Annotated in this window: 9 protein-coding genes; 4 read left to right on the top strand and 5 right to left on the bottom strand. The window is 50.9% G+C overall.

Annotated elements, in window-relative coordinates:
- Positions 1-517 precede the first annotated feature (517 nt).
- The 4 genes from B5M13_RS15475 to B5M13_RS15460 form a co-directional block, all read right to left on the bottom strand.
- The gene (locus tag B5M13_RS15475) at positions 518-7900 is read right to left on the bottom strand and encodes an FG-GAP-like repeat-containing protein (RefSeq protein WP_080056535.1); all 7383 of its coding nucleotides are present in this window, start codon (positions 7898-7900) and stop codon (positions 518-520) included.
- Between the two features lie 180 nt (positions 7901-8080).
- Complete coding sequence (locus tag B5M13_RS15470) at positions 8081-12235, bottom strand: hybrid sensor histidine kinase/response regulator transcription factor (RefSeq protein WP_080056534.1); 4155 nt, start codon at positions 12233-12235, stop codon at positions 8081-8083.
- 509 nt (positions 12236-12744) lie between these two features.
- On the bottom strand, positions 12745-13944 hold the full coding sequence (locus tag B5M13_RS15465) for a DUF1624 domain-containing protein (protein WP_245860024.1): 1200 nt from the start codon (positions 13942-13944) through the stop codon (positions 12745-12747).
- Positions 13941-14747, bottom strand: coding sequence for a hypothetical protein (locus tag B5M13_RS15460; protein WP_080056533.1), 807 nt, complete (start codon positions 14745-14747; stop codon positions 13941-13943). The genes B5M13_RS15465 and B5M13_RS15460 overlap by 4 nt, the downstream gene beginning before the upstream one ends.
- Before the next feature lie 192 nt (positions 14748-14939).
- Here B5M13_RS15460 and B5M13_RS15455 point away from each other — a divergent pair, with 192 nt between their 5' ends.
- The 3 genes from B5M13_RS15455 (at position 14940) to B5M13_RS15445 (ending at position 18031) form a co-directional block, all read left to right on the top strand.
- Positions 14940-15977, top strand: coding sequence for a sensor histidine kinase (locus B5M13_RS15455; RefSeq protein WP_080059942.1), 1038 nt, complete (start codon positions 14940-14942; stop codon positions 15975-15977).
- Complete coding sequence (locus tag B5M13_RS15450; RefSeq protein WP_080056532.1) at positions 15970-16704, top strand: LytR/AlgR family response regulator transcription factor; 735 nt, start codon at positions 15970-15972, stop codon at positions 16702-16704. Before B5M13_RS15455 ends, B5M13_RS15450 begins: the two co-directional genes overlap by 8 nt.
- Positions 16705-16804: 100 nt before the next feature.
- Entirely contained in the window at positions 16805-18031 is a 1227-nt protein-coding gene (locus B5M13_RS15445) for a sensor histidine kinase (RefSeq protein WP_080056531.1), read from the top strand.
- A gap of 36 nt (positions 18032-18067) precedes the next feature.
- On the opposite strand, the gene B5M13_RS15440 is transcribed toward B5M13_RS15445, so the two are convergent.
- A complete protein-coding gene (locus B5M13_RS15440) occupies positions 18068-18316 on the bottom strand; it encodes a hypothetical protein (RefSeq protein WP_080056530.1) in 249 nt (82 codons plus the stop codon).
- 26 nt (positions 18317-18342) lie between these two features.
- Between B5M13_RS15440 and B5M13_RS15435 the strand changes: the two genes are divergently transcribed.
- Complete coding sequence (locus B5M13_RS15435) at positions 18343-19434, top strand: tetratricopeptide repeat protein (RefSeq protein WP_080056529.1); 1092 nt, start codon at positions 18343-18345, stop codon at positions 19432-19434.
- Positions 19435-19489: the final 55 nt, after the last annotated feature.

Raw genomic sequence — 19489 nt, 5'->3', positions numbered from 1 at the left:
CGCCGGTACGATTCTCTGCCTTATTGCCTCTGAATCGATAGCCGTCATAGCAAACGGCTATCGATTCAGAACAAAGCACTTGATTAAAATTCCGAGTTGATGTAAGCTTTCTTTCGTAAAAAAAGAAATTGACTTTGTTACAAGTTAATTCACATGTCTTTACATGCTTATCTGTTTCGTAATTTAGCTCAGGTTCAGGAAGTTGACGATTGGCTGAGATAGTCTGTCAGGTGGTACGAAAAGGCAACTAACACACCATTTGATAACCAAATAAATAGAATCTATGAAACAGCAGGGAGGGGTAGGTTAATTCCCTAACGTAATGCCCTCTTCAACCACTTGCCTGAGCAAAAAAAGAAACACTGTCAAAAGTAGGGAGATGGATATGGCCTATTTTCATAGGCTTAATAAACAATATAATGAGTCTTGTAAAACGGAGGATTTCTTGAGACGGGTAGCTTATCGCTACTTATTCCCTGGAAACCCTCCGTTTTATGGCTAGCGATCGCCAGTTTACTCACAAACCATTGATAATGCGGGCATAAACGTTATTGAGCCGGTTCACATCATAACTCCCACTGCTGTCATCGGCGATGTTGACCGTGATGTTGGAGGCACTCCCGGCATTGGCCGTCGTGCGACTGATGCTAAAACCCAGATTCATCACGCTGTTGGCACCCACCGATTGACCTGTATTAATCGCAATACTAATCTGCTGACCTGCTACCCCGTTGCTTTGATGCCACAGACTGTTCTGTACAGCCACCGGATTGGCAGAGCCTCCTGAGACGCTGAAACTGGTGAGGGTATTGTCGAAACTGACACTGTAGCCAACCGGTACCGTGATGGTGACGACAATGGACCCGCTGGACGATGCCCCATTGACTTCCTGGATCCCGACCACCAGGCCTTTTTTAGCCCCAGCCGAGAAGTTGGCATCGGGCAGGTTTATAATCGCTGACAGATCGGGGCCTGCCAGTGCTGTCACACTGACCAGAGCACTCTGGCTACAGACTCCGCTGGTGCCTGTCAGCGTAAAGGTCTGTACACCTGAGGCCGTTAGGCTGGCCGATACAGCGGAGCCAGTAGCTGGAGGGGTAAGCGGTGCCGTAGGCGGAGCACTCCACTGGTAGGCAGTAGCGCCTGAAGCTGTCAAACTCACCACTACCCCTACATTGGCCTGGGGCAGTGAAGCTCCGGCAGCCAGGTTTAGAACGGTATTGCTGCCAACGGTTGTAGTGGTGGTACTCACACAGCCATTTCCATCAACCACGGTGACCGAATACGTTCCCGGGCTACTCACGGTACGGATGTTGCCACTCCCCGGCACGGCCTGACCACTGCCATTCGTAAAGCTATAGCTAGCCCCGCCCGAAGCCGTCAGCGTCACACTGGTCTGGGCACAAGTCAGCGGACCGTTGTTGATCAGGGTGGCTATCGGCAAGGCATTCACAGTCAAACTCGTGGTGGCCGAAACCCGTTGTCCTCCGCTGTTCACGGTTAACGTAAAGGTTTGAACACCCGACCCTACTGCTGTTAATACTACACTAAAAGCGGTGGCCGTAGTAGGACTTGGACTGCCAATGGGAGGCCCACCATTCTCAAGCGACCAGCTATAGCCGCCAGCTATATTCCCTATAGTAGCCGTAAACGTGATGGGACTACCGACGCAAACCCGATTGGGTACCACCGCAAAGCCCGTTATGGTGGGCGTAGCATCAGTTACCACCAGATTATAAGCTGTGCTGGCCGTGCCACCGCAGCCGTTGGCATCACTCACCTGCACCAGCACCGAATAGCTGCCTGCCTGAGTCGGCGTGCCCGATAAGACACCATTGCCCGACAGGCTCAGGCTGGTGGGCAGGTTGCTGCTCACCACACTAAAGCTGTATGTTCCACTGCCACCACTGGCCGTGAAGCTCTGGCTGAAAGGCTGATTCACGGTGGCCGTAGTAAGGGTGGGGTTGAGCACGGTCAGGCTAGTGGGGTTGCTCTGGTACTCGTAAGCACCCCGGTCGATGGTGCCACCAAACACCCGCGTGTTGCCCGCCAAGTCGGTGAGTGGTCCGCTGACGGCGTTGTAGGCAGAGTTGCTCCCCGAGTTAATGGCTGGTGAGCAAGCGTTAAGCGCGACACTGCTCCCACTCGCGAAGGGCGTAATGGTTGTGGTGAGGTTGTTGCCCCCATCCGTGTAGCCCGTCACCGAAGGTTCGAAGAGGCTGTAGCTGGCCGATAGGCTACCTCCATCCGTTAGCACAAAGGTGTTAGTACCGCCGTTGTTGAACAGCACCGAGTTGATCAAGCTGATCGTATTATTGACATTACGGTTGCCCTGGTTATATATAGCTCCGCCACCCACGGTAGCTGTATTGTTTTGTAGCGAACAGTTGACCAGGCTGGGGTTGCTGATATTGTTATAGATAGCTCCGCCATTCGACGTAACCGTATTGGCTTGGAACCAGCAATTGATCAGGATGGGATTGCTGGCATTGATGTAGATAGCCCCGCCCCTGACGGCTGCGTTCTGTTGAAAACTACAATTGATCAGGCTGAAACTACTGCCTGTATCATAGATAGCTCCGCCACTGACTAGGGCCGAATTGCGTTGCAGGCTACAATTGATTAGGCGAGGACTACTGCTAAGGCTGTAGATGGCTCCGCCCCGCTCGTCAGTTGAATTGTTTCCATTTGCATTGCCCCCACGGATAACAAATCCATCCAGTACTGCTGTGTTGTCCAGACCGTTGTTGTCGTTCTTAATGACATGATAGCTATTTTCCGCGTTATTGGCAAAGTCAGGCCCATCATCCCCGCTCAGGTCGCCCGAAAGCGTCGAACTACTCGGCTGATCTGCTAGGGGAATAATCGTTGGCCGATCTCCGAGTTGCCCTTCGGTTCCTCGAAAGCCTCCATAGATCGTTACGCCCGGTTTCATCACAAAGCTGATACTGCGGTTGGTGCCGGTGGTGGGCTTGTAAAGACCCTGCGCTACCCAGACCTGAGCCCCGCAGGTGGCCGCCGTGTTGATGGCCGTTTGCAGAGCCGTGCCGCTGAAGGCGTTGGTCCAGCTACTACCGTTCTGGCTACCGGCCCCGCTTTGGGTCACGTACACCACCGTGCCACAGACAGGAACTGCATTGGCCACCGTCAGCCCGTATACGGTACTAGCTATCCCCACGCAACCGTTGGCATCACTCACCTGCACCAGCACCGAGTAACTACCTGCTGCCGTGGGCGTGCCGCTCAAAATACCCCCAATCGATACACTCAGGCTGGTAGGTAGGGTAGAGTTAACTACAGAGAAGCTGTAGGGACCACTGCCACCACTGGCCATAAAGGTCTGGCTGAACGCCTGGCCTACCGTAGCCGTCATAACAGCAGGGTTGGTTATTGCTAGTGCAGTTGGGTTGCCCTGATACTCGTAGGCACCCCGGTCGATCAAGCCACCATTATACAGACGGTTGTTACCGGCCAGATCTGTAGCCGGACCACTCACCGTACTATATGCCTGGTTGCTGCCTGTGTTGATGGCCACTGCGCAGTCACGCAGTTGGGTGGAAGTGGTACTCATGAAAGGCGTCAGGGTGGTGGTGAGGTTGTTACCCCCATCGGTGTAGCCCGTTACGCCCGGCTCGAAGAGGCTGTAACGGGCCGAGAGCAAATCTCCCCCGTATGGATAGGCGATTGAATTGGCGACTCCATTGTTCCATAGCACCGAGTTAACCAGTTGAACATTGCCTCCTTCACTACAAATTGCTCCTCCTTGGTCGGCCTGGTTTCCCAAAAACGAACAATTGGTTATGGCTATATCATTACAGTAAATAGCCCCTCCTCGATATGTTTTGTTGCCTAAGAAGCTGCAATTAGTTAGCGTCATGGAGGTAGATGCTGAAATGGCTCCACCAATTCCACTACTTGTATTGTCCTGGAATATGCAGTTGACAAATGTAGCACTGACCTGACTACTAAGTACGCCACCCTCGTCAGTCGAGGTGTTGTTTTGAAATCGGCAATCGGTGGCGATCAGACTCCCAGCCGCCAAGTACATAACCCCACCGTTACCGTCTATTGCGCTGTTATTCAGGAACTGACAGCGAGTTAAACTGACAGCTGCAACACTATAGACATTGATTACTCCACCGTCGACCGCCGTATTGCTTTCGAAAGTACAATCGGTTAGCCTTAAGACTACTGAGCCATTTGTAAACACGGTGCCACCAAAGGAGCCTTGGTTTTTTTTGAAGGAGCTGTTTTTAACGGCCAGCGTTGCTGACCCTTCACTGTAAATAGCGCCCCCATTCTGAAAACTCGTGTTCATGTCAAACACACAGTTTTCAATAAGAGGGCTGCTGTTTTGATTATATACAGCCCCTCCATGATTGGATGCATAATTGTTTGCGAACAGGCAGTTTCGAATTGTTGGATTACAAACAGGACCGTAATTCGCAATAGCTCCTCCGTTACCCGTTCCACCTTCACTGGTTGCTTGGGTGAGTACAAACCCATCCAGGATCGCTCGCTCCGAAAGGCCGGTTCCATTGGAAATAATCTGATGGCTGTTGTCGCTATCCTCCCCAGAATCACCCAATGTGCCAATGTCTCCCGATAGAGTACTGCTGGACGGTTGGCCCGTAACGGGATTAACCCCTGGCCTGTCGCCCAGTTGTCCTTCGGTGCCGCGGAAGCCCCCGTAGATGGCAACCCCCTCTTTCATCGAAAAGCTGATGGTGCGGTCAGTGCCGGTGGTGGGTTTGTAAAGGCCCTGCGCTACCCAAACCTGCGCGCCACAGGTGGCCGCCGTGTTGATGGCCGTTTGCAGGGCCGTGCCACTGAAGGCGTTGGTCCAGCTACTACCGTTCTGCAAACCAGCTCCCGCTTCGGTCACAAACACCACCGTGCCACAGAGCGGAGTTGTCGTCTGTACTTCCAGCGCTCCCATATCGACCCGACCGCCTAAAATGCGGGGATTGGCGGCTACATCGGTCTGGGGTAGGTTGGTGGCTGAGTAAGGTCCGCTGGCTACGGTTACGCTGGCAGGGTTACCGGCATTGACAGCGGGAGAGGTGCTGGGCAGATTGAGGTCACTGGCCGATACGAACGGTGACGAGGTAGTCGTCAGGTTACCTGGTCCACTGGTGTAACCGGTGATGGTCTGATCCAGCAGGCTGTATTGGGCCGTGACCGAAAGCGATGTTGCTCCCTGCTCTTTACGGAATGTGTCTGCCCCCCCTGTATTCCACAATACGCTATTACTTAGTTTAATGGTTATAGGGGATGTACTTTGCGAAGTTGAATTACGAGCCAGCCCTCCCGCCAGATTGACCATAGAGCAGTTGATAAACTCAGTCTGCACCCGCCCTGCACTCAGTTGATTGTTATACATAAACCCCTGACCGGTGTTATCAGCAATCAGGCAGTTTATCAGTTGTGGCTGTACTACCGATGTGCTGGGTGCCTGAGCACTTGCCTCGTTAAAAAATAGTACACCATAATAAGTGCCGGCCTGGTTATTCGTAAAGATGCAGTTTATAAAGCTGGGGCTGACAGTGGCGTTAGGGCCAGCGACATTGACCACGCAGTAACCACTGTTTACAGAGCCTGTTACGAAGCCCGTGAAAAGCAGGTTTCGGAATTGTGGACTACATTCGGAACTGCTGCCTGAAGTATTGTTATTAGAAATAGCACCCGTATTAGTACCATTCTGAGGAGGGGTAATCACGGCTCCATCCAGAATGGCTGTGCTTGTGAGTCGGCGGGTGTTGTAAATAACCCTGTAGCCATTACCTGCCAATGTCCCGTCGCCATCAATATCAGCAGAGAGCGTAGTGGAAGAAGGATTGCTCAGGTTAATAAGCGGCCGCTGATCCAGCTCGGTTTCGGTGCCTTCAAAGCCCCCATAGATGGCTACATCAGGCAACATTTCGAAGCCGACTGCCCGATCAGAAAGTGTAATTTGATTGCTGGGTTTAGATACAGGCTTGTACACTCCACGGGCAATCCAGATTTCGCTCAAGTTGCCTACACAGGCGTACTTCAGGGCCGACTGCAAATCGGTAAAAGCATCATCCCAGCTTAAGCCCGTGTTGGCCCCCGTTGCGTTGGCCTTCACGTACAGCCGCGTTGGGCCAGACTGGTTCACCGTCAGGCTGGTGACGGCCGTAGCGGGTGTTCCTCCGTTGCTCACCGTCAGCGTATAGCTCTGGCTACCTGATCCGCTGGCCGTCAGCGTCTGACTGAACGCGGTGGTGTTAGCGGTGCCCGAGAGCGGACTGCTGCCGTTGCTCAGGGTGTAGTTATAGGCACCCGTTACGTTGCCCACCGTAGCGGTGAAGGTAACGGGGCTACTGGCGCAGACTGCGCTGGGTGTAGCCGCAAAGTTTATTATACTGGGGGGCACCGGATCATTGAGCCGCACACTTACGGTGTTGCTAAGCCTATTCGCACAGAGCAGGTCCAGATCCCCATCCCCATCCACATCCCCCAATGCCACACTCAGAGGGCCATCCCCCACGGCGGGGTTAGGGTTCGTAGTGGGAGCAGTAAAGTTGCCCGTGCCATCATTGAGCCGTACGCTCACGTTGTCGCTAAAATAATTTGCGGTGACCAAGTCTAGGTCTCCATCCGCATCCACATCGCCCAAAGCGATATGATAGGGATAATCACCCACGGCAGGATCAGGATTGGTGGGGGGAGCGATGAAGTTGCCCATACCAACATTGAGCCGTACACTCACGTTGTCATAGGCTATGTTAGCGGTGAGCATGTCCAAATCCCCATCGCCATCCACATCCCCCAAGGCCACACTATAGGGACCAAACTCCACGGCGGGGTCAGGGTTGGTGGGGGGAGCGGTGAAGTTACCCTGGCCATCATTGAGCCGCACACTTACGGTGTTGCTGTTAGAATTAGCGGTGAGCATGTCCAGATCGCTATCTCCATCCACATCGCCAAGGACCACACTCACAGGGCCAATCTCCACGGCGGGGTCAGGGTTGGTGGGGGGAGCGGTGAAGTTACCCTGACCATCATTGAGCCGTACACTCACATTGTTGCTATAAGCATTTGCGCAGAGCAAGTCCAGGTCGCCATCCCCATCCACATCGCCTAACGCCATACCCCATGGAGATTCTCCCACGGCGGGGTCAGGGTTGAAGGAGGGAGGGGTGAAGTTGCCCATACCATCATTGAGCCGCACACTTACGTTATCGCTGATAGAATTGGCAGTGAGCAAGTCCAGGTCGCCATCCCCATCCACATCGCCTAACGCCACATTATAGGGACCATTTCCCACGGCGGGGTCAGGGTTGGATGGGGGAGTGGTAAAGTTGCCCATACCATCATTGAGCCGCACACTTACGTTATCGCTGTCATGATTAGCGGTGAGCATGTCCAGATCGCCATCACCATCCACATCCCCGAGGGCCACACCCCAAGGAGATTCTCCCACGGCGGGATCAAGGTTAGTGGCGGAGGGGGTGAAATTAGCCCGGCCCGTACCAGCTACTTGGGTAGTGAACTGGTAGACCTGTCCCCGCGCCAAACGCGATCCGCCCGTGCTCTGGATGGCCGTCGTGCTGGTCACAAATACCGTCTCGCCGGGCCTGAAGTTGGTGGTTGGATTAAACGTGAGTGTGCTGCCACTCACGCTGGCAGTGCCTCCTTGCCCGTTGCGCAACAGCCCGCCCCGCAGTTGGCCAATCAGTAACAGCCCACCTTTACTGGCTGTGCTGTTACTGATTGGCTGATCAAAGGTTACGGATACATTGGTGTTAACTGGAGCATTGTTTTGGTTGCGTGCCGGGTTTAAGGCCGTGATCACAGGGACCTGGGCCTGGCTGAACGAACTCAGCAGGACTAGCTGTAACCCAGTGAAAAGAAGAGTCAGGTAGTAGTTTTTCATACGATGAACGATAAGATTGAGCAATCATCCGGCAAGGCCAGAAATGACCCCGGCAAATACTGCAATCGATTATCCGGCTGCTACCACCCTCGTCGCATCAATACCAATCTCGTCGCATGCGTATAAAAAAAGCCCGGAAATTCGGGCTTTACGCTGCAAAAAAGTTACTGTTTCCGTTATTTAGAAACTATGGCCTGAATTTTCAGTACGTCTATAATGTGACGGTAACATTCCATACTCTTCCTGAAATACTTTGGCAAAATAAGATAGATTGTCGAACCCAACGGCGTAGGCCACCATCGTAATACTTTGATTACCCTCCACCAGCAAACTGGCCGCTTTGATCAGTCTGACTTTTCGGATAAAATTGGTTGGGGAGGTATCCAGCACCGCTTTTAATTTTCGGTGCAATTGGGAACGGCTCATGTTTACAGCCCCGGCCAGCATCTCAACACTCAGGGCAGGTTCATCAATATACTGATTCACCACCTGGGTCAGCCGATCGATAAACTGTTGCTCACTAACCAGCAACGCTGGCACCGGCTCCCGGCTAGCCAGTGGGAGCGTATCCAACCCCGTCCGTTTCGCACTAAACCATTGGTAGAGCCGTTGCCGCTGCTGCACCAGATTCTTTACCCTGGCCCGAATTTCCTCCCGGTTAAATGGCTTGGTCAGGTAGTCGTCGGCCCCCAGCTCGAAGCCTTCAATCCGGTCTTCTACGGTCGCCCTGGCCGTCAGCATCACCACCGGTATATGACTGGTAGCTTCCTGTTTTTTTAATGCCCGGCAAAACCCGAAGCCATCCAGCCGGGGCATCATCAGGTCACATATAATCATATCAGGCAGACTTGCCGTAGCTTTCTGCAAACCCTCCTGGCCGTCCTCGGCTTCGAGTATCTGGTAGTCGGCGGCAAAGATGCTGCGGATGTAAGCCCGGATGTCGGCATTGTCGTCGATGATGAGCAGGATATTTTCCGCCGTAGCGAGTGTCGCTTCGGCCTCCTTCGGCCGTTCCAGCGCGTGGTTCCCGTCAGTAACTACAAACGGGGCCACGCCCGAATCTAGCCCGGTAACCCATCGGACGGTACTATCGCCACTATCGGCCAAGGGTAGCGTGACCGCAAAGGTCGTTCCCTCGCCTTCAGTACTGATTACGCTAATGCTGCCACCGAGAATCTTCACCAATTCATGCACCAGCGCCAGGCCAATGCCGGTTCCCTCGTAGGGCCGGACATTTTTCCCTTCGGCAGACCGTGTGAAGGTGGCCCCCTGGTAGAACCGCTCAAAAATATGGGGAAGCCTCTCCGTCGCAATACCAATACCGGTATCCGAAACGCTGATCACCACCGGGTTATTCACCTGATCCGGATACTGCACGGTCAAGCTGACCGTATGCCCGGCGGGAGTAAATTTAAAGGCGTTGGCCAGCAAATTGGTCATAATTTTCTCCACCTTGTCGCGGTCGAAACTGACCCAGCGTTCGGATTCGTTCTGGGAAAATGTGAACGTGATCCTGCGGCTTTCGGCCAGCGAACTGAACGAACTAGCTAACATGCGGAAGAAAGCGGCCATGTCACCCGGTTCAGGCTCGGCCCGGAGCTGCCCGGCTTCGAGTTTACTCAGGTCAAGGAGTTGGTTGATCAGACTCAGCAGCCGGTTGGCATTACGCTGCAGCATCGGGAAGCGGCTGTCGTGGGCGTACTCCTGCGCCATTTGCTCAATGGGACCCAGAATTAGGGTCAATGGCGTACGAAACTCGTGGGAGATATTGGCAAAAAAATTGGTTTTTAAGGCGTCTAACTCGGCGAGTCGGCTGGCTTCCTGCTTCTCCAGGCTGACCTGCTGCTGTAATAGCCACCGCTGCTTCTGAAACCGATATAACTGCCAGCCAGCAAAACCCACGGCCAGCGCGTATATCAGGTAAGCCCACCAGGTCCGATAGAACGGCGGATGGATTCGAATGTGTAGCGTGACGGGCTGGCTCCAGGTTTCCCCATCGGCGGAGCCCATCATCTGGAGCGTGTAGCGCCCGTAGGGAAGCTGAGCATAGTTGGCAAACCGGTTCGTACCAGCCTCCACCCACCCGTCGTCGATGCCCACTAGCCGATAGCGATACTGGTTGTGGGCCGGGTTGGCAAAATTCATCACGGCAAATTCCAGGGTAATCAGATTCTGATCGTAGGCCAGATCGATACGGGACGTGTTCTCAATACTTTGGCTTAAAATGCCATCAGCCCCCCCAACGGTTATGGGCTCATTATTTATTTTCAGACTAACCAGATGAGTTTGCGGAGGAGCCAGCGTTTTTCGCACGACGTCCTTTGCCCGGAATGCCGTTAGCCCATTGACCCCACCGAAGAGTAACTCACCGGCTGCCGTTTTAAAATAAGATCCGGTGTTGAACTCATCGTCTTGCAAACCATCGGCTTTGGAATAAGTGCGAAACGTAAATGTCTGTGGATTGAACTGGGCCAGCCCCCGGTTGGTACTCATCCAGAGGTTTCTGAATTCGTCGGTCAGAATCCCATAGACCACTTTGTTCGGTAAACCCTGTGCTTCCGTGAAATGACGAAACTGCCCCAATCGTTTATCAAGTCGCTCCAATCCCCCGCCTTTGGTGCTCACCCATAGGTATCGATTTGGCTGGTTGGGATCATCGACCATACTCGACACAACATCATGGCTCAGACTGTGGCGATCCGTAACATCGTTTTTGTATATAGTGAAGGAAGGTTGTCCCTGAGGGTGGTCAGCCCTGACTAAGCCTCGGGTTGTACCGATCCAGAGCGTACCAGCCCGATCGAAATACAAGGCACCCACTTCTATTTCAGCACCGCTTTGGGGGAGTAAGTGTTTATAGCTAAAAACTATAAAACTCTCTTTTTCAGGGTCGAATTGCAGTAGCTTACCATTGATCGCCCCAATCCAAAGCTTGCCTGCCTGATCCTCCACCGTCTGATTGAGATATGTTCCAAACGCCGTTTGAGAAGGAAGCCTGTACACGTTCAGCAATTGCCCGTTAGATGTGTACTTGAGTAGCTGATGTATTTTTTTGTTGTAATCTATATTGGATATCCATAAAAATCCGCTCCTGCTCTGCATTAGATAGTTTTGGTGCGGCTCGCTTTCATCGTTCGTTTTGGTCAGAAACGGAACGAGCCGGTTGCTGGCCTTGTCAAGCTGGGCATACTGCTGGAAGTAGCGAACATACAGATGCCCTGCCCTATCCTGGTGGAGGTAAGTAACGGACGTTTTCGGTAAAAATGACGTGAATTGGTTGACGTTAGGATTGAACACCCGGACGCCATACCCCATGGTTCCAAACCAGATCGAGCCAGTCCGATCCCTCATAAATGCTGTCAGACCCATTGCATCTGGCGACATAACCGTGAACGCATTACGGGCTGTCAGGCTATCCAGCCCGAAAAGTTGATCGGGCTTCATCAGCCAGAGGTATTGCAGCGTAGCCACGGCTACCGTAGTCGAGTCAAGAAATTCGACTAGTGCCCCAGTGGTTTGGCGAGGCAAGCCGATTACTTTGTGGGTTCCCCGCAGCCAGCCGTGAACCTGATTTCGTTGTGTCGAGAACCAGTAATTTCCCTGAGCGGCATCATCGTCTGTATACCACTCTCTCACGGTCAGGTTGGCCGGGCGATTCACGGGGCGCATATCCCGCAGTTGTCGCCAATTGAAAGAACACATACCGTAGGTAGTTCCAACGGTTGCTGTGCCATCAGGCCGGAACTGAATATGATGGGCGGAGGCAATGGTTGCCATACCAGCCAGCGTTATGGAGCTAAATCGGGCCTGAGCCGTAAAATTGGCACTAGTGGGGAAACCGGTTTTCAAGTGGTCTGGCAGGCTAATTCGAAAAAGTTTGTCCTGATCCGTATTCACCCAAATGTTACCATCCGGGTCTTCGGCCAGCAACCGAACTTCGTGATTACCTGCTCCGGGCAAATTCGTATCCCGGATGTCGATGTGATAAAATCGCTGGGACCGGTCGTCAAACAAATTCAACCCCTGGTTGAGCGTACCAACCCAGAGCCGCCCCCGACTATCGACCAACAGGGCCGAACAACTGTTGTCGGACAGGCTGTAGGGATTGTAGGGGTCGTGGGTATAGACCGAAAAATTATGACCATCGTAGCGATTGAGTCCGTCTTTGGTGGCTAGCCAGATAAACCCATTCCCGGCTTGTTTAAGATCATAGATCATCCCTTGCGACAGGCCATCAGAAATGGTTAATGCCTGCCAGCCTTTAGCTGTTGGATTAGTTGGCTGGGCCAGCAGACGATATGAAATCAGAACGAAGAGTAAATAAAGGGTACGCATTGACAGGCGAATTGGCCTTTAAAATACGTAAATTTGATCATATCCGATTTGCTTCATTACGATTGAGTGGTGGTTTGATAGCTTGAAGTGATCTACAGGCCTGGTCAAGTGGAGACCAATTAGTACCTCAATCGCATTCAGCAAACACCCCACTATGAAACACCCCTATGTCTAATGGCTGATCAGTCTGCTTTGAGATTTTTTACTATTTGAGAGCATCTGGACCCTTATTGCGTACGATTGGACTGCGAGACGTTGCGAGAAAAAAAGAAAGCCAGACGACACTGAGTCACCTGGCTTTTGATTCGCTTAATGGAACGGTTATTATTTCTAATCAGGTGCATTTCACAGCATCTCCGTCTATCAGCGATTGTAGATATAAAACGACTTGCAGCGGCTATTGTTTTCACAAATGGAAAAGAATCCGATAATTTTTCAGAAAATTTTTTTTGAAAGAGTAAAACCCATCGACTTCTGAACGATTAAACGCTGAGGGTTACAGGGTTGATTTAGATATAGCGAAGCCACGTTTGCTCTTTATGTCGCGCCTTAAAGCCCCCATACCATCGACAAAGTGGGTACATCGTGAGCACAATGACGGCCCAAATCAAATAAATAGCCCATAACTCAACTCCGCTGCCCATCTTAGGTCGGCCGAAGTTAGTGCCGAATACCAGATCAGAACGGTTAAACCCTTGCAGGAAAACCATGGCAAAAACAAGTGGATGGATCAAATACCAGTGCACCAAAAAATAAAACAGTGGGGTTTTTCCATAGACACCGATCCGATCTGTCCACCTGTTTTTCAGGCCTTGTACCCGTGAAAGAATCAGAAACATGATCCCCAGAAAAAGAAGGCAGAATTGCAGCGACGGGGGATATTTGGTTACGTTGATGAAAGAGAGAAATGTATAGAGTATCGTCTTTTGAGCAGACCAGCGACTGGGATCACCATATAGGTTAGCTACTCGCAAAGCCGTAAATAAGCCGAGCAATAGTAATCCTATTTTCAGGAAAATCCGTCGTTGGCCGTTTTCGGTTGATTCAAAAAAATAACCGGCACCGTAGCCAATCAACATAATACCAAGCCAGGGAACTGGTGGGTAGGCGATCAAAACTAGTTTTCCTGTACCATATGGAAAAGCTATGGGTGAAAAAAGAGACATCAGCCCTTTTAAGAGCGAGTTCTCTGGAACCGGAAGTAAACTGACCAACTGGTGAAACGTGACGATCATGCCCCCGATTAACCCCACTATCCGGGGCGGGAATCGTAACAACGTACTAAGAATCAGGAATCCAACACCAATGGCCGCGATAACCTCAAAAATCAGGACATTGAAGTTCAAGTCGAACCAGATGCCGAAATTGACTATGCTGAACTCTAAAACGACCAGCCAGATGCCTCTTGAAAGCAGGAAACGCCTGGTATCGGCCCGATCATTTTTAGCCTTTATGGACAGAAAAGCGGAAGCCCCGGACAGAAATACAAACGTCGGTGCACATAAATGCGTGATCCATCGGGTGAAAAATAACGCAGGCGTTGTCGTCGTCAGATCCGTAGGGGACTGTGATAACGAAGTGACATGTAAAAGGTCCCGAATGTGGTCCAGAGGCATTAGGATCATCACCAGACCGCGCATAATATCAATACTGTTGTTCCGTTTCATGCTGCTTACTCGTTCTTTACTCAATCCGTAGGGGTGAATCATTGCCAACGGTCAATGTCCTCTACCCATTTCTGCTGTTTCATGGTAAGGCCGATTAGTAGCGCTATCCCGCTGAACGCCAGCGCATCAAACGCACTGGCCAACAGATTGCCTCGGTTTCCGACGGGGTCCGCCAATGCACCGGGGACATGGACTAGCCAAAACCACAAAAAGATCATCAGTGAGAGTAATAGGGCGATAACCCGGATTCGTATTCCCAGTATGATAGCGATGCCGGAAGCGGTTAAAGCAATTCCGGTCAGATTTACCCAAAAAAGAGGATTGGCCATCCAACTGGGAACGGTACTGACCAGAAACGGGGCATAAAGGATGTGGGCAATCCCGTAGCTGGTCATGGTGTAAAGGAAAAACAAATTGCCATAAGGCATAATTTTTCCCAAAACGGTTAGCTTATCAGTTAGTGGCGTATCGAATGAGTAGGCAACCACAAAAGCTCCCCCCGCCAGGGCTAGTTCCTTCAGGGGAGTTGTCCACAGGCCCAGGTGATACAGTTTGTTCGGTTCGGAAATGAGCTCATAGGGTATATGGGTTCCCAGGAACAGCGACATCCACACAGCTCCCAGCAGTAGAGCCGCTTTTTTGCCGGCACCCGGTACAAGCAGTAAAGCGCCTGTAAGGATCAGATAGAGTCCGAAACCCCAGGCCAACACATTCTGGAAGGGCAGGTGTTGCTGATAGACCGAAAAAAAGACATCTCGGAAGCTCCCAAAATAGATTTGTTGGCAGCCATACACAAAAAGTGGGACTGCGTAGAAGGCTCTGCCTATTCGAATCAGTTGGTTCATGCTGATTTGGGAACGTAGCGATATGCACTCAAAAGTAGCCATCAGTCATTCCGCCCAAGCGTAGGATCGGTACACAACTCGGTATCTCGGTATATACCGTTTACCGACAAATAGGGTCGTTTGCCGAAAACCATCTTCCGGCCTGGCTCACTGATTGTCAAAAGCCTTACCTTAGTTGGAAAGGGTCAATTCATGAAACTAACCAGAGACGTTCCATTTAATACCGTTTTTTGGCTGCTGTATTTCCTGTATCAGTGGCTAGGTCTGGCGTCTCTCTATGGCAATTATCATGACTACTTTATCAATGCCTGTATGGCGTTGCCTGTCGCCTTTGTCTTTTCCAGACTGGCCGTTTATTTTCTGATCAAAAGGCGTTTGGCGGAAACCAGCCGGGTAGTCGATTGGGTGAATTTGGTGCTCATTTCCCTTTTGTTACTTGTTCTCCGGCGCTACATCAATTACTACTTTCTTTATCCGACGTATTTTCCGCAAGCCCAGCGTATGCCTTTTCTTTCGGCTGGAAAAATGCTGGTTGAGTTCGTTAACTTATATACGGTAACCGGCTTATATGCTTTGTATTACTTTATCCAATGCTGGTATGAGGAACGCTTTCGGGTTCACCAATTGGTACAGCAGACGACAACGGCCGAATTAAACCTGCTCAAAGCGCAGGTACAGCCCCATTTTGTATTCAACACGTTAAACAACATGTATTCCACTGCTTTGACGAGCAGTCCTGAAACGGCCTCGCTGATAGCGCATCTGTCAGGTTTCCTGGCATACAATTTATATGAATCCAATCAGGCAACGGTGCCTTTAGCAACAGAGATTTCCTATATCGAACATTACATCGAACTGCAAAAAAACCGATATGGCCCTAAGCTGGATGTATCAATTAATGTATATACCCCAATCCATGATCTGCAGATTGCTCCTCTGCTCTTGTTACCTCTGGTAGAGAATTGCTTTAAGCATGGCGTGACTAGCTCGGCAGACTTAAGCTGGATTCGTATCGATATTGCCAGACAGCCCGGTCAATTTTCGGTTAAGATCGCTAACAGCAAGGATGAGCAAGGTTCCGTACCCGTGTCGGATATGGGAGGGATTGGGTTATCGAATGTTAAAAAAAGGTTGTCATTACTTTATCCAGATGCCCATGAGCTAACGAGTATCGACGAGCCGCATGCCTATCTGATTTGCTTAACAATTAATACGTTGAACTATGACTAATTGCTTAGTAGTTGATGATGAAGCACCAGCCCGGGCGCTACTCATGGAGCATCTTTCAACGTTGCCCGGTTTTACGGTCTTGGCCTGCTTGGACAATGCAGTCGATGCGTTCACGTTTTTGCAGGCGAACCCGGTTGATCTGGCTTTTCTTGATATTCAGATGCCCAAATTATCTGGTCTTGATTTGATACGATCCCTAAAAACTCGCCCCAGAATCATTCTCACTACGGCCTATAGGGAGCATGCGGTGACGGCTTTCGAACTGGATGTTTTGGATTACTTAGTCAAACCAATTACCCAGGAACGATTCATGCGGGCGGTTTCAAAGTACCTGCATGCACAAAACAATCCTGAGCTCCCTTCACCGATTCCCAGCCGTTATGATGAGATGTATATGTTTTTTAAGGTAGGGCGCGATCAAACTAAAATTTTCCTGAAGGACATTGTTTTTATTGAAGGGTTAGGTGATTACATAAAGGTACACACGAAAGAAAGGGCCTACGTAGCGTCCGAAAAATTAGGCTATATGGAACAGAAGCTTCCTGATGATAAGTTTATCCGAGTACACAAATCGTTCATCATCGCCTGGGACAAACTGCTCAGTTACAACCCGGATCAGGTTACTCTGGTGACAGATATACTTCCGCTGGGCCGATTCTATAAAGGGGACTTTTTCCGAAAAATCCAGACCGGCAACGTGTGTTTGTCAGAAGCTAAGGGTAGCTAGTAGAGCTGGTTCACTTTAATGAATCCCCTAAGTAATGGCGATCAGGAAAACTCAAACGGCTAATTACGGTTAAAGAGCTGTAGCTTACCTTTATCCCTGTATGAGTGCCGATTCTGAAATGCTCGATAATGAAGCCATTTTCCGTGCCCTGGTAATGGAGTCCCCCATTCCGATTGCCTTACTGGTTGGCCGGGAGATGATCATTACCGTAGCGAATAAACCGCAGCTAGCTGTATGGGGAAAAGGGGCTAATGTTTTTGGAATGCCCTTAGCCAAGGCTATCCCTGAGATGGAAGGGCAGCCCTTTCTGGCAATCCTGGACGAGGTATTTACCACAGGCGTAACGTTCGCTACCGACAGCACCCCCGCCCATATGATGATCGATGGGGTGATGAAGACCGTATATTTCGATTTTTCGTTTAAACCTCTCAAAAACAAGCAGGGCGCCGTTTACGGGATCATAGCAACGGGGGTCGAGATTACGCTACAGGTAGCCGCCCATCAGGCTCTGCTATTGCGAGAAGAGCAATTACGTCAGCAGTCGATGGAACTGGATCGACAAGTAGCCGAACGCACCCAGCAGTTGGAAGATTCGATTCAGGACTTGAAGCGGTCGAACCAAAACCTTCAACAGTTTGCGTATATCGCATCGCACGATTTGCAGGAGCCTCTTCGAAAGATTCAGCAATTCGGTGACCTCCTCCAGAATCAATACCGCACAGAGCTGGGAGAAGGAATAACCTATCTGGAGCGGATGCAAAATGCAGCCCATCGGATGTCGAGTCTGATTCGAGACTTGTTGAGCTATTCACGGATCTCCACACAACGGAGGACCAGCCAACCGGTATCGCTCACTACCATCGTAGAGGATGTGGTCCAAAACCTAGAGCTACTCATCCAGGAAACGGCAGCAACTATTCAGACTGGCGACTTACCCCAGGTCGCTGGTGATGCTTCACAATTAGAACAGTTATTCCAGAACTTAGTAAGTAATGCCCTCAAGTTTCGCAGGTTCGGGGTTGCTCCTCAGATTCAGATTGTGTCGAGTGAGGTGATGGCCAGTGATTTACCTGTTGATTTTAAGCCCCATCGACTGGCCAATGGCTATTATCGAATTGATGTCGTGGACAATGGTATCGGCTTTGAGGAAAAATACCTGGATCGCATTTTTATGGTGTTTCAGCGCTTACATGGACGAAGTGAATATGCCGGAACGGGCATTGGATTAGCCATTTGCGAGAAAGTAGTCCTTAATCACGGCGGTTGGATAAACGCGCAAAGTCGACCTGGGCAGGGGGCAACTTTTAGTGTGTACCTACCTCTATAAACAAGGGCTACGCTGACCGCATTGTCACGTCTTATGTCAAAACACCTCATTCCGTTCGCCCGTCGCTTGCCAGTCATCATCCATTTCCTGAAACCGGGCGGCTACTTTAGTCAGAAAGCGTTCATCAAGTAAAGTAGGTATGCTTTCTGGGTCGATCAAATCCAGCTCACTGACTTTATACGTCTGCTCGTAGGGGCCAGCTTCAATTTTGACGATATATTTGCTGTTCCAGGCATATAGCCCGATACGGAATTGTGAGTGAGGGATGTCTTGGACAAAACGCATACGTACTATATAATTGACAATGACTAATGGATCATGAAGCTCAAACCATACTCTGGAAGAAGACAAAAGTAACAGGCAGAATCTTTCCGAGGTTAATTCGTACCGTATTCATTATCCATTGTTCATTAATCATTACTCAATGTACTAGAGATACCGATGAAGCAGCCCAGTTTTTCCTGAAAGGAAATGTACAGTTGCAAAAACGTGAGTATCGGGAGGCTATTCGGTATTATTCGGAGGCTATTGCCAAAAAGGGTGATTTTGCCGATGCATACAACAACCGGGGGCTTGCCAAATTTCGGAACGATGATCGGGAAGGAGCACTGGCCGACTATTCCCGAGCCATTGATCTGGACCCCGATTTTGCCACGGCTTATTTTAATCGTGCGGAAGTTCGGCTGGAACTGGGGGATGCGACCGGGAGCCTGGGGGATCTGGAGCATATCGAAAACCAATACCGCGATTCGACGTTTTACCATTCCCGCCTTGGCGACGTGTATACACAACTGAACCGGGTAGGGCCTGCCCAGGTTGCCTACGACCGTGCCCTGCAACTAGCCCCAGCCAATGTCGAAGCGCTGACCAACCGGGGGGCGTTGTATTATACACAAAAAGCATACGGTTCTGCGCAGCAGGATATCCGCCGGGCTTTACAGCTGAATCCCAAACAGGATGCCGCCCTGAACAATCAGAGTTTGCTCCTGGCTCATGAGGGGAAGTATGCCGAAGCATTGCCGTATGTTGAACAGGCATTGGCGTTACAGCCTCGTCAACCGTATTACCTCAACAACAAAGCCTATCTGCTCCTGAAACTGAACCGCCCAGCCGAGGCCTTACCCTTGGTTGAAGAATCCCTGAAACGGAATGAGCAGAATGCCTGGGCACACCTGACCATGGGGATTTACTGGCTTAGCCAGCATCAACCGGCAAAAGCCGTTACCGAGTTTCGTCGGGCCGAAACCCTGGATGCTTCGGTCGAACAGCTCTATTATTACCTGGGTACTACGGAATGGGCGATGGGCCATATGGCTGAAGCCTGCACGGCCTGGCAGCGTGGCGATGCCGCTGGTGATGAACAGGCAAGGGCGGAATATAGGGCCAAATGCAAAAAAAGGTGAAGTTAGAAAGACCTGCAAAACGGTCATTTCGCAGGTCTTTCTAACTTCACCTTTT

Origin of the sequence: Spirosoma aerolatum, from assembly GCF_002056795.1 — a bacterium.
Taxonomy (GTDB): domain Bacteria; phylum Bacteroidota; class Bacteroidia; order Cytophagales; family Spirosomataceae; genus Spirosoma; species Spirosoma aerolatum.
The sequence above is the reverse complement of the archived record's forward strand: the minus strand, read 5'-3'. Positions and strand labels throughout refer to the sequence as shown.